Raw genomic sequence first — 12,641 nt, 5'->3', positions numbered from 1 at the left:
CCGGTCGGTGGCGGGGGCCGTGACCGTGATGGTGCCCAATTCCCTGGGTCCTGGCGAATTGCTGATGCAGTTCGGCACGGATGCACAGCGCAAATACTGGCTGCCCCGGCTGGCCAGGGGGCAGGAAATCCCGGCCTTCGGCCTGACCAGCGATCATGCGGGTTCCGATGCCGCCGCCATGCGGGACGAGGGTGTGATCACCCATGGCACATGGAAGGGCAAGAAAACGCTGGGTATCCGGCTCAACTGGCACAAGCGCTATATCACGCTGGGGCCGGTGGCCACAGTGCTGGGGCTGGCGTTCAAGCTGAAAGACCCGGATGGCCTGCTGGGCAAAACGGAAGATCTGGGCATCACCGTGGCTTTGGTGCCCACCAACATCAAGGGGGTCACCATTGGCGACCGGCATATCCCGTCCGGCCAGGCATTCCAGAACGGCCCCAACTGGGGCAAGGATGTGTTCATCCCGCTTAGTCATGTGATTGGCGGCAAGGCCAATGTGGGGCAGGGCTGGAAAATGCTGATGAGCGCGCTGGCGGCGGGGCGGGGCATTTCCCTGCCATCCCAGAGCGCGGGCGCGGCGGCCCTGGCCGCGCGCACCAGCGGCGCTTACGGCGCCGTTCGGGAGCAGTTCGGCCTGCCGGTGGGCCGGTTTGAAGGGGTGCAGGAAAAGCTGGCCCGGATCGCGGCCAATGCCTATCGGCTGGATGCGGCCCGGCGGCTCACCTGTGCCGGGCTGGATGAAGGGCGCAAGCTGGCGGTGGTCAGTGCCATCATGAAGGCCCATGCCACCTATCGGATGCGCGACGCGCTGACAGACGCCATGGACGTGCACGGCGGCAAGACCGTGATCGACGGGCCGATGAATTATCTGGGGTCCATTTATCAGTCCGTGCCGGTGGGTATCACGGTGGAAGGCGCCAATGACCTGACCCGCAACATGATCATTTTCGGACAGGGGGCCATACGCTGCCACCCCCACCTTCTGGATGAAATGCTGGCGCTGGAAGAAAGCGATCCTCACAAGGCGCTGGATGATTTCGACAGCGCTTTCTGGCGCCATGTGGGTCACAGCACCAAAACCCTGTTCCGCGCGCTGGGCCGGGGCTGGAGCAAGGGGCTTCTGGCGCCCACCTTCGGCAATGGCGTGGTGCGCGATCATGCCCGGCAGTTGTCCCGCTATGCGGCGGGGTTCGCCCTTGCCGCCGATATGGCGCTGTTGACGCTGGGGGGTGATCTGAAACGCAAGGAAATGCTGTCCGCCCGGCTGGGGGACATTTTATCCGAGCTTTACATGATGTCCGCCGTGCTCAAGCGGTTCCGGGATGAGGGCGACGTGCCGGAGGACGAGGCATTGGTGGATTATTGCATGGCTGAGAGCGCGCGCACGATCGAAAACGCCTTTGACGAGATTTTCGCCAATCTGCCATCCCGGATCACGGCGCGGTTCCTGCGTTTCGTGATTCTGCCTTTCGGTGCCCGAACCCGTGGGCCGAGCGACGAGGTGAAGCGGGCGGTGGCGGACCTGATCTCCACCCCCGGCATGGCCCGCGAACGCTTGACCGAGCGTGTTTTCCCCGGTCGCCAGGGGGATGCCATCCATGATCTGGAACGCGCTTTTGAAATGGTCAGCAAGCTGCAATCCCAGAAAGCCGCGCTGAAAAAAGCGGGCGTGAACACCGCCGAGGAAGGGCTGAAGGCCGGTGTTATCACGGAAGAGGACGCGGACAATCTCAAGGCCATGGAAGAGGCGGTGGGGACGGTGATCACGGTGGATCATTTCCCGCCCGAAATGATACTTGGCAAGGCACCGTCCAAATCCGGGGCGAGAACGCAGACGCGCCGCACGCGCACGGGCGCCGCGTCGGCGGGCACCAGCGCCGGTGCGGGCACCAAGAAGAAAGCCCCCGCCAAAACGGCCCCCGCGAAGAAGGCACCGGCGAAAAAGGCATCCGCCAAAAAGGCCCCCGCCAAGGCGACATCCGCCAAGAAGGCCCCGGCCAAGAAGGCGCCCACCAAGGCGGAACCGGCCAAAACGGGGGCGAGTGGGGCGGCCACGACCCGCAAGACCGCGACCGGTTCCACCACCAGGGCGAAAAAGGCGGCCCCGGTCAAGACCGGCGCCACGGCCCGTTCCACGGCCAGCCCCGCCACCAAGGCCCGGCGCAAGACCAAGCCGGAAACCGAGGGCTGAGGCGGCGCGGCAGCTCTTTCAGGGAAGCCGTCGCGGCGCTGGCCGTGGCGGCTTTTTCCGTTCCGCGCGCGGCCTTTTCGGCCCCCGGTCACGCGGGGGGTTCAAAGGGCGCGGGTCGTGGTCTATAGCAGGGCCTGGTGGCACAGGCTCAGGGCACTTCATGGATCTTCAGGCGCGGAAATACCAGCTTCTTGGCGACATTTTCGGCCATGACCGCTTTCGGCCCGGTCAGGAAGCGGTGGTGGATGATCTGCTGGCGGGCCGGGATGTGCTGGCGGTCATGCCCACCGGTGGCGGCAAAAGCCTGTGCTATCAACTGGCGGCGTTGGCGCGGGCCGGCCGCACCGTTGTGGTGTCGCCCCTGATTGCGCTGATGCAGGATCAGGTGGCCGCGCTCAAGGCGCTGGGCGTGGGGGCGGACAGCATTAACAGCGCCCGCGACCGGCCCACCAATGTGGATGTGTGGCGGGCCTTTCAGCGCGGCGATGTGCAAATTCTCTATATTTCGCCGGAACGCCTGCTGACCGATCGGATGCTGGCCGCCCTCGGTCGCCTGCCGGTGGACCAGATCATTGTGGACGAGGCGCACTGCCTGTCCCAGTGGGGGCACGATTTCCGGCCCGATTACCGCGACCTTTCCCGGCTGAAGGCCGCCTTTCCGGGCGCCACGCTGGGCGCGTTCACCGCCACCGCCGACGCCATGACCCGGCAGGACATCATCGACACGCTGCTGGGCGGCACGGCGCGCAGCCATGTGCTCAGTTTCGATCGGCCCAATCTGACGCTGGAAGTGCTGGAAAAGGGCAGTGCCCGTACCCAGGTGCCCGCCCTTCTCAAGGAAATGAGCGGGCAGGGGATCATTTATTGCCTGTCCCGCAAGCAGGTGGACAATGTCAGCGCCCAGCTTTCGGCGCTGGGCCACAAGGCGTTGCCCTATCATGCCGGGCTGGATGACGACACCCGTCGCCGCCATCAGGAGCGCTTTCTGGCCGAGAGCGATGCCTTGATCGTGGCCACCGTGGCGTTCGGCATGGGCATCGACAAGCCGGACGTGCGTTATGTGATCCACACGGACATTCCCGGCGGCATGGAAGCCTATTATCAGGAAATCGGGCGCGCCGGGCGGGATGGTCTGCCCGCCCGCGCGGTGATGCTGTATGGCGGCCAGTCCGTGGCGCGGCGCCGGTCCATGATCGAGGCGAGCGGCGGCCCCGATGCCGTGCGCCGCCGCGCCCATGGCCGGTTCGATCAGTTGGTGGGGCTGTGTGAAAGCGCGGGATGCCGCCGCCAGGTGCTGTTGTCCTATTTCGGCGAGGACTCCGCCCCCTGCGGCAATTGCGATACCTGCCTGCACCCGCCCGATGTGGTGGACGCGACCCCACTGGCCCGCCGTGCGCTGGAAGCGGTGGATGCCACCGGGGAGATGTTCGGGCAGGGCCATATCATCGATCTGCTCACCGGCGCCGACACCGCCCGCATCCGGGCGCGCGGGGACCATCGCCTGCCCGTGTTCGCCAGCGGCGCGGACCTGGATAAGCGGGACTGGCGCCGCCTGCTGCGCCAGATGGTGGCGAATCACATTCTGGCGCTGGATGTGGACGGCTATGGCGGCCTGTCGCTCACTGATCAGGGCCGCGCCCTTCTGGCCGGCAGCGGGCGGGTGGACCTGATCCGGCCCACGGCCCGTCGACCCCGGCCCGCGCCGGGCAGGGGAAAACCCGCGCCGATCATGCTGAGCGGTGAGGCGGCGGCCCTTTATGATCGCCTGAAAGCCCATCGCAGCGATCTGGCCCGGCGGGACGGGGTGCCCGCCTATGTGATCTTTCATGACGAAACGCTGGCTGAAATGGCCCGCCACAAACCCATCGATCGCACCCATCTGCTGGGCCTGAAAGGGGTTGGGCGGAAAAAGCTGGATGCGTATGGCGACTCCTTTCTGGATGTGCTGGCCTCCCACGCCGGGCAGGTTTAAGCTCGGCTTGTCATAGCCGCATGAACGATCAGGGGGTGCGCATGTCCGTCAGTCTGGCCCGGGAAGGGGCGGTCAGGATCATCACCATTCACCGTCCCGCCGCCCGCAATGCCATCGACCCGGAAACGGCGGAGGCGCTGCGGGCCGCTTTCGAAGCAGGGGAGGTGGACGAGTCCACCCATGTGACCGTGCTGACTGGCGCGGGGGATCATTTCTGTGCCGGGGCCGACCTGAAAGCGGTAAGCCGCCACTGGCACCCGCAACCGGGCGCGGACCACGGCCCGCTCGGCCCCACCCGGATGCGCCTGACCAAGCCTTTGATCGCGGCGGTGGAAGGCTATGCCGTGGCGGGCGGGCTGGAACTGGCCTGTCTCGCCGATATGCGGGTGGCCAGCGAAAGCGCCGTGTTCGGTGTGTTCTGCCGCCGCTTCGGCGTGCCGCTGATCGATGGCGGCACGGTGCGTCTGCCCCGACTGATCGGGGAAAGCCGTGCCATGGACATGATTCTGACCGGGCGCCCGGTGACGGCGCAGGAAGCCCATGGCATGGGCCTTGCCAATCGGCTGGTGCCCAGGGGCCGCGCGCTGGAAACCGCGCTTGACCTGGCGCAGCAGATTGCCGCTTTTCCGCAAACCTGCCTGCGCGGAGACCGGCAAAGTGTACATCAGCAATGGGCCTTGCCGGAAGCCGAGGCGTTGAAGAATGAATCCCGAATCGGTGACGAGTCGCTAAAGGCAGGCGCCGCCGAAGGCGCAGCCCGCTTCACCGAGGGCGAAGGCCGCCACGGCCAGTTTTAATCAAGCTGGCGCCGGGATCAGCAGATCGGCGGTGGCGGCGTTGCAGGCGCAGGGGATGTTGGCCAGTGTGGCCAGGCGGATCAGGGCTTTCACGTCGACGTCATGGGGCTGGGGGGTCAGCGGGTCGATGAAAAAGATCAGCGCGTCCAGCCGCCCTTCCGCGATCATGGCGCCCAATTGCTGATCACCGCCCAGCGGCCCGCTTTTCAGCGGTGTGACATTGAGGGCCGGGCAGCTATCCCGCAGCCGCGCGCCGGTGGTGCCGGTGGCATAAATGGCGGTGCCCCCCAACAGGCTGGTTCGGGATTGAACCCAGTCCACAAGGGTCTGTTTCTTCTCATCATGGGCCACGAGCCCCAGTGTTTTCAGAACGGGTTGCATGTCTTTTCTCTCTCAACCGCTTGATTGTTCCTGTCCGTGCCGCCACAACCGCACCCCTACCCCAATACGAATCCATCCTACGGGCGCGACCGCGCCCCGCCGCCCCTGCGGCGCCCTCGCGGAGCGGGGTGCACAGCACCCAAGCGTGAGCGGTACACAAAGCGCGCGACCGCGCCCCGCCGCCCCTGCGGCGCCCTCGCGGAGCGCGCGCGACAGCGCGCTTGCGTGAGCAGTAAACAAATCCCGCACCCACGTTGCCCCTACCGCCATCCCGCACACGCGGGATGAGCGGAGGCCACAACCGTGGCCCGCGGCAAGTGCCGCGCCCTCGCGGAGCGCGTGCGAAAGCACGCTTGCGTGAGCGCAAACAAACCCTGGCCGCGCAAGCGGCCAAAACCCCTTAAAAGCGCTGTTTTTCCATCCAGGGAATGATCCGGCTGAAGGCTTCCTCGATCTCTTCCATGGAGGCGGAAAAGCTGATCCTCAACGAGTTTTTGCTCTTGTTGCCAAAGGCATCGCCGGGGATCACGCACACGCCCGTGTCCGCCAGCAGGTTTTCCGCCACCGTGGCGCCGTCTGTGCTGGGCGGCAGGGAGGGGAAGATATAAAAGGCGCCCTGCGGCCAGTAGCCGGTCAGGTGCGGCGTTTCGCTGACGAGCTGCACCACCCGGTCCCGCCGCCGTCGGTATTCGGCGACCATTTCGTCGATACATTCGCGCCCGCCTTCTAATGCGGCAACGCCCGCCCATTGGGCCGGGGTGTTGGCCACGGTGGTGGTGAACATGTGATAACGCCGCAGCTTCTTGATATGACCCTGGCTGGAGATCAGCCAGCCGATCCTGAGGCCCGGCATGGCGTAGGTCTTGGAGAAGCTGCTGGCGCAGACCACATGGTCCAGGTCCGACGTGCATTTGAGCACGCTGCTGTCATCCACATCGTCCAGCAGCAGGTTGTCATACACTTCGTCGGAAAAGACATAGATGTCCCGGAAGGCGGCTTCCTTGACGATGGCTTCCATGGTTTCCCGTGGATAGACGGCGCCGGTGGGATTGTTCGGGGAATTGAGGATGATGCCGAAGGTGTGCATCTCCATGGCGTCGATCACGTCCTGCGGGTCGAGCTGGTGGCCGTGTTCCGCCTTTGTGGGGATGTATTTCACCTCCCCGCCATGCATACGGATGATCGGAGCATAGAGCGGAAAGGCCGGGTCCGTGATCAGGAACTGGCGCCCCGGTGCCGCGGCCGCCGACAGGGCCAGATACATGGCTTCCGCCGCGCCGGTGGTGATCAGGATGTTGTCTTCGTCCAGATCGCGGCCAAGCTTTTCATTGTAATGTTCTTTTACGGCGGTCAGCAGCTCCGGCAGGCCCGCATCCATGGTATAGGCGGTCTTGCCCGCGCGCAGCGCGTCCACATGGGCTTCGATGATGTGCTTGGGGGTCATGAAATCCGGCTGGCCGATGGACAGATGAATCACGTCCTCCATCTCCGCCGCCATGTTGACCATGCGCCGAATGCCCGGCACCGGCAGGGATTCGAAGGCGGGGCCCCACATGGGCTCGGTGCTTTCGCGAAGATTGATATCACGGGTTTGCACCATGGGATGCGCCTCCTTGTCTGGCTTGAACCGTTACTGTTCAGACGGTGGCCCCCCGTGATCCCGGCGTCAAGGCTTTGGGGCATTATTCCTGTTCACCTGCATGGAGAGTGTGGGAGAGGCCCGCAAGTGATCCCGGCGTCAAGGCTTTGGGGCGTCATTTCGCGCTTATGCAGAAAGATCGCCGCCCGTGCATTGACAGCGGGCCGCGGCCATCCGACCTTGAAGACTGATGTGGACGGCAAGGGAGGCCCCAAGTGAGCGAGACCAAGCCCGACAAGATGCCCGTGGTGGCCGTGCTGCACGATCCGCAGGCGCCGCCGCCCGGCCTGGAGGCGCTGGAGGGCGAGGCCGAAATCCGCATGGCGGACGATGCCCACAGCCTGGCCCAGGCCCTGCCGGGGGCGGATGTGCTGATGGTGACGGACTTCCGCACCGGCGCGCTTGAGGATGCCTTTCACGCGGCCGACCGGTTGCAATGGATTCATGCCACCAGCGCGGGCGTGGACAAGGTGCTGATCCCGGCGGTGCGGGAAAGCGCGGTTCCGGTCACCAATGCGCGGGGTATCTTCGATCGGGGCATTGCCGATTATGTGGTGGGCGCCGCCTTCATGGTGGCCAAGGATTTTCACGGCAATCTGGCCTTTCAGCGCGCCCGTCAGTGGCGGCACCGGGAAACCCGCCGACTGGATCGGCAGCACATGCTGGTGGTGGGCACCGGCAGTATCGGCCATGAAATCGGGCGCCTGGCCCGCGCGGTGGGCATGTCCGTGAGCGGCGTGGGCAGTCGGCGGCGCGAAGGTGACGCGGTGTTTGGCGCCATTCATGACAACACGGCTTTTCACGATCTTCTGGCGGAAGCCGACCATGTGGCCATTGCCGCGCCGCTGACCGATCAGACCCGTCATCTGTTCGACGCCGCCGCCTTTCGGGCCATGCCGGATCACGGCCATCTGATCAATGTGGGCCGGGGCGAGATCGTGCAGACCGAAGCCCTTGTGGCGGCGCTGAACGCGGGCGAGATCGCTGCCGCCAGCCTTGACGTGTTCGAGCAGGAGCCGCTGCCCGCCGACCATCCCCTGTGGGACAGGCCGGGGGTGATGATGTCCGCCCACATGGCGGGGGATTTCATGGGCTGGGAGCAGGCCCTGACTGATCAGTTCATTGACAATTTCCGCCGCTGGACGGCGGGGGATGCCCTTTTCAACCAGGTGGATAAAGCCCGTGGCTATGGCCCGGCCACAGGCTGATTCGACCCGTTTCCCTGCCCCCGTTTCTTTTCTGGGGCCTTCTTTCATCGCATGGAGTGTGTATGTCGCAGGATGAAATCGCCAATATGACCGCCATCGAGCTGCTCCGTCATTATCATGACGGCACCCTGTCGCCGGTGGAGGCGGCAGAGGCGGCGCTGACGCGGATCGACGCCCATGATGAAACGGTCAATGCCTTTTGCCATGTGGACCCGGATACAACGCTGGCCTTTGCCCGCGCTTCCGAGGAACGCTATCGCCGCCACAATCCCTGCGGCCTGCTGGACGGTGTGCCGGTGGGGGTGAAGGATGTGTTCCTGACCCGTGAATGGCCCACCCGCAAGGGGTCCAGAACGGTGGACCCGGCGGTTGCCCCCGATGAGGACGCGCCGGTGGTTTCCGCGCTCAAGCGCAACGGCTATGTGCCCGTGGGCAAGACCACCACGCCGGAGTTTGGCTGGAAAGGCGTTACCGACAATCCGATCGACGGGATCACCCGCAATGCCTGGAACCCGGACAGGACCGCGGGCGGCTCCAGCGGCGGCAGCGCGTCCAGCGTGGCACTGGGCATGGGGCCGCTGGCGCTGGGCACGGATGCGGGCGGTTCGATCCGTATTCCGGCGGGCTTTTCCGGCATTGTGGGGCACAAGCCCACCCAGGGGCGGGTGCCCTTCTGGCCGCCCAGCCCGTTCGGCAATCTGGCCCATCCCGGCCCCATGAGTTGGACCGTGGAAGACGCCGCCCTGATGATGGACGTGCTGACGGAAAGCGACCCCCGCGATGCCACCCTGCCGCCGCCGGAGGGCAGCTATCTGGAGGCGCTTACGGGCCGGGTGGATGATCTGCGCATCGCTTACAGCCCCACGCTGGGCTATGTGGATGTGGACCCGGAAATCCGCGCGAGCCTGGACAGGGCCGTGGAAACCCTGATCGATCTGGGCGCGCAGGTGGACCGGGTGGACCCCGGCTTTGAAGACCCGCGCACCAGTTTCGACCGGCTGTTCTATGGCGGTGCGGCCAATGCCATGCGGGATCTGGGCCCGGACAAGCGCGCGCTGATGGACCCCAATCTGGTCAAGGTGTGTGAATGGGCCGAGGGCCTGAGCGGGCTGGATTATATGGCCGCGCTCAACGAGCAGCGCATCCTGACGGAGCAGATGGGCCGCTTCCACAACCGCTATGATCTGCTGCTGACGCCGAGCCTGCCGATCCCGGCCTTCACCGCCGGGCTGGAAGTGCCCGAAGGTGCCGACGACCCGCGCTGGCCCGGCTGGACGCGCTTCACCTATCCGTTCAACATGACCGGCCAGCCCGCGTGCAGCGTGCCCTGCGGCTTCACCGGGGATGGCCTGCCCATCGGGCTGCAACTGGTGGGCGGGCGCCATATGGATGCGCTCGTGCTCAGGGCCGCCCATGCCTATCAGTTGGCGGCGCCGCTCACCCATATCCGGCCCGCGCTGCTGGCGGACTGACCCTTGCGGCGCGGGCCGCCATGGACGCGGGCCGCGCCCAACCCTTTCGGAGGATTTTCATGACCACGGACACAGGCCACAATCGCACCATCGCCGAGATGGACATGGACCGGGTGCTGCACCCGGTATCCAGCATCCATGACGTGCTGACCAATGGCCCGACGGTGATTACCGGCGCGCACGGCATAACGGTGACGGACTCTGAGGGCAGGGACTATCTGGACTGCGGCGCCGGCTTGTGGTGCGCCAATATCGGCTATGGCAACCCGGAAATCGGCGAGACCGCCAAAAAGGCCATGGATCAGCTCAGCTATTTCCACATGTTCGCCGGTCATGCCAATGAACCCATCGCCCGGCTGGCGGATCAGGTTCTGGACCTTTTCCACACCCACACGCCCGCCACCCATCTGTCCAAGGTTTTCTTCGGCCAGAGCGGGTCGGATGCCAATGACACGCACTACAAGCTGATCAAATATTACAACAATCTGCGCGGCAAACCCCACAAGAAGAAGATGATCGCGCGGGAGGGCGGCTATCACGGCCTGACCCACGCGGCCACCGGGCTGACCGGCATTCCGGGCTATCACAAGGCGTTCGATGCGCCGGGGAATGATATCATCCATGCGCTCTGCCCGCATTATTACCGCTATCATGAAGACGGGGAGAGCGAAGAGGCTTATTGCGACCGCCTGATCGCGGACCTTGAAGACATCATCGAACGGGAAGGCGCGGACACCATCGCCGCCTTCTTTGCCGAGCCCGTTATGGGCACGGGCGGGGTTTTCCTGCCGCCCAAGGGCTATTTCCAGAAGGTGCAGGCGCTTTTGAAAAAGCACGACATCCTGTTCGTTGCGGATGAGGTGATCACCGGCTTCGGGCGGCTTGGAAGCTGGTTTGCCGCCGGTCATTACGGTTTTGCACCGGATATGGTCACACTGGCCAAGGGGATCACGTCCGCTTATTTCCCGTTGTCCGCCAGTGTTATCAGCGAGGATATGTGGCAGGTCTTGAAGGATGCCTCGCCGGAGATCGGCCCGATGATGCACGGCTATACCTATACCGGCCATCCGGTGGGCGGTGCCATCGCGCTGAAGAACCTGGAAATCCTGGAACGGGACGGTCTGATCGCGCGGGCGGCGGATACCGGCCCTTATTTGCTGAATCGCCTCAAGGAGGCCGCCGAGGACTTTCCCTATGTGGGCGATGTGCGCGGCGAGGGCATGATGGCCGGGGTGGAATACATGCTGGACCCGGCGGCCCGCATTCCGTTCCCCAAGGGCAGCGGGCCGCACAAGATCGTCTCCGCCCACGCCAGGAAACACGGGCTTCTCAGCCGGGCGCTGCCCCATCTTGAGGTGATGGCCTTTTCGCCACCGCTGTGCATGACGCGGGACGAAGCGGACGAGGCCGCCAATCGCTTCCGCGACGCGCTTGCCGCCGCCCGGCCCGAACTGGACACTCTCGCCCGGCATTAGAGTTTGATCAGGAAAGGACCCCCATGACGGATCGCACGCACAGCCTGTCGGTGGATGCCGCGCTCGATCATCTGGCCGAGGTGCTGGGGCCGAAGGGCTTCAAGCGGGAGCGGGCCGATATCGCCCCCTTCGAGCAGGACTGGACCGGACAGAACCGGGGCCGGGCGCTGGCCGTGGCCCTGCCGGACAGTCGGGACGGCGTGGTGGATGTGGTCACCACCTGTCGCCGGGCGGGCATTCCACTGGTGCCGCAGGGCGGCAATACCGGCCTGTCCGACGGCAGCATCCCGGACGACAGCGGCAAGGCTCTTGTGTTGTCGCTCAGGCGGTTGAACCGGGTGCACCGGGTGGACCCGGTGGGCAATGTGGCGGATGTGGACGCGGGGGTGATCCTGGAAGACCTGCACCGCGCGGCGGAGGCCGAGGGCCGGTTCTTTCCCCTGTCGCTGGGCGCCAAGGGCAGTTGCCTGATCGGCGGCAATATCGCCACCAATGCGGGCGGTATCAATGTTCTGCGCTATGGCAATACGCGGGATCTGGTGCTGGGCCTGGAAGTGGTGCTGCCCGATGGCCGGGTGCTGGATAGCCTGACCCCGCTCAGGAAAGACAATACGGGCTATGACCTGAAGCAGCTTTTCATCGGCGCGGAAGGCACGCTGGGCATCATCACGCGGGCCACGGTGAAACTTTTCCCCCGGCCTGACAACAAGGCCACGGCCATGCTGGGCCTGATGGATGCGGCGGCCATCACCCGCTTCTACAAAACCATGACCAGCCGCATGGGGGAGGTACTCAATTCCTTCGAACTGGTCTCCGCCCGCGCGATGGAGGCGGCGGCCAACATGATGGGGGATGCCACCCCCCGGCTGGATACCGACTGCCCATGGTATGTGATAACGGAGGTGGCCACGTCCGACCCCGATGCGGTGCTTGAAGACAAGCTGGAAGCCCTGCTGGCGGATGCCTTCGAGGACGAGACGATCGTTGACGGCATTGTCGCCCGCAGCCTGGAGCAGCGCAACACCATCTGGAAAATGCGCGAGAGCATCACCGAGGGGCAGGGCCGCACCCTGCGCCATGATATTTCCGTGTCGATCGCCGAGATTCCGGCCTTTATTGCCCGGTTGCATGAGGCGGTGGAAGCGGAGCTGCCGGGCGTCGAGGTGGTGAATTACGGCCATGTGGGCGACGGCAACCTGCACTTCAATGTGGTGGTGCCGGAAGACTGGTCGGATGCGGACCTGGCCGGCAGGGGTAAGGCCATATCCGGCACGATTTATCAGGTGGTGGCGGATTTCGATGGCAGCTTTTCCGCCGAACACGGCGTGGGCCGGGCCAAGAAATACGCTTTCGAGACTCATAAGGACCCGGTGGCGCAATCCCTGATGCGGGCCTTGAAGGAAGAACTGGACCCGGACGGCTTCATGCATCCCGGCGTCATGCTGCCCTGATCATACAGCCCCGATCACGCCGCCCGTCGCGGTGCCGGTGGCGGCGTATGTG

At 65.1% G+C, this 12,641-nt stretch carries 9 protein-coding genes; 7 read left to right on the top strand and 2 right to left on the bottom strand.

The features are described 5' to 3' along the window. The 3 genes from WGH93_RS07785 to WGH93_RS07775 all read left to right on the top strand — a co-directional run. The coding region (locus tag WGH93_RS07785; protein WP_374764307.1) for an acyl-CoA dehydrogenase at nt 1-2,194 on the top strand (2,194 nt) is incomplete at its 5' end. Between the two features lie 160 nt (nt 2,195-2,354). Continuing rightward, nucleotides 2,355-4,166: a DNA helicase RecQ gene (gene recQ / locus WGH93_RS07780; protein WP_374764306.1), complete on the top strand. Its 1,812-nt coding sequence runs from the start codon at nt 2,355-2,357 to the stop codon at nt 4,164-4,166. Nucleotides 4,167-4,207: 41 nt separating this feature from the next. Further along, the gene (locus WGH93_RS07775; protein ID WP_374764305.1) at nt 4,208-4,963 is read left to right on the top strand and encodes a crotonase/enoyl-CoA hydratase family protein; all 756 of its coding nucleotides are present in this window, start codon (nt 4,208-4,210) and stop codon (nt 4,961-4,963) included. On the opposite strand, the gene WGH93_RS07770 is transcribed toward WGH93_RS07775, so the two are convergent. Together WGH93_RS07770 and WGH93_RS07765 are read right to left on the bottom strand one after the other, a co-directional pair. Then, on the bottom strand, nt 4,964-5,344 hold the full coding sequence (locus WGH93_RS07770) for a methylglyoxal synthase (RefSeq protein ID WP_374764304.1): 381 nt from the start codon (nt 5,342-5,344) through the stop codon (nt 4,964-4,966). A gap of 400 nt (nt 5,345-5,744) precedes the next feature. Then, nucleotides 5,745-6,944, bottom strand: a complete 1,200-nt coding sequence (locus WGH93_RS07765) for a pyridoxal phosphate-dependent aminotransferase (protein ID WP_374764303.1) — start codon at nt 6,942-6,944, stop codon at nt 5,745-5,747. Between the two features lie 254 nt (nt 6,945-7,198). Between WGH93_RS07765 and WGH93_RS07760 the strand changes: the two genes are divergently transcribed. From WGH93_RS07760 to WGH93_RS07745, 4 genes are all read left to right on the top strand, one after another. After that, nucleotides 7,199-8,191, top strand: a complete 993-nt coding sequence (locus tag WGH93_RS07760) for a D-2-hydroxyacid dehydrogenase (RefSeq protein ID WP_374764302.1) — start codon at nt 7,199-7,201, stop codon at nt 8,189-8,191. Nucleotides 8,192-8,253: 62 nt separating this feature from the next. Beyond that, nucleotides 8,254-9,663, top strand: coding sequence for an amidase (locus WGH93_RS07755; protein WP_374764301.1), 1,410 nt, complete (start codon nt 8,254-8,256; stop codon nt 9,661-9,663). Between the two features lie 59 nt (nt 9,664-9,722). After that, complete coding sequence (locus tag WGH93_RS07750) at nt 9,723-11,138, top strand: aminotransferase (protein WP_374764300.1); 1,416 nt, start codon at nt 9,723-9,725, stop codon at nt 11,136-11,138. A gap of 23 nt (nt 11,139-11,161) precedes the next feature. Next, complete coding sequence (locus tag WGH93_RS07745) at nt 11,162-12,589, top strand: FAD-binding oxidoreductase (protein WP_374764299.1); 1,428 nt, start codon at nt 11,162-11,164, stop codon at nt 12,587-12,589. Nucleotides 12,590-12,641 lie beyond the last annotated feature (52 nt).

The organism is Yunchengibacter salinarum (genome assembly GCF_037658235.1).
GTDB classification, from domain to species: Bacteria; Pseudomonadota; Alphaproteobacteria; order Sphingomonadales; family Kordiimonadaceae; genus Yunchengibacter; species Yunchengibacter salinarum.
The sequence above is the reverse complement of the archived record's forward strand: the minus strand, read 5'-3'. Positions and strand labels throughout refer to the sequence as shown.

Excerpts from the sequence above, each read along its gene's own strand:
- recQ (WP_374764306.1), top strand. The coding sequence starts at position 2,355 with ATGGATCTTCAGGCGCGGAAATACCAGCTTCTTGGCGACATTTTCGGC.
- WGH93_RS07775 (WP_374764305.1), top strand. The coding sequence starts at position 4,208 with ATGTCCGTCAGTCTGGCCCGGGAAGGGGCGGTCAGGATCATCACCATT.
- WGH93_RS07770 (WP_374764304.1), bottom strand. The coding sequence starts at position 5,344 with ATGCAACCCGTTCTGAAAACACTGGGGCTCGTGGCCCATGATGAGAAG.
- WGH93_RS07765 (WP_374764303.1), bottom strand. The coding sequence starts at position 6,944 with ATGGTGCAAACCCGTGATATCAATCTTCGCGAAAGCACCGAGCCCATG.
- WGH93_RS07755 (WP_374764301.1), top strand. The coding sequence starts at position 8,254 with ATGTCGCAGGATGAAATCGCCAATATGACCGCCATCGAGCTGCTCCGT.
- WGH93_RS07750 (WP_374764300.1), top strand. The coding sequence starts at position 9,723 with ATGACCACGGACACAGGCCACAATCGCACCATCGCCGAGATGGACATG.
- WGH93_RS07745 (WP_374764299.1), top strand. The coding sequence starts at position 11,162 with ATGACGGATCGCACGCACAGCCTGTCGGTGGATGCCGCGCTCGATCAT.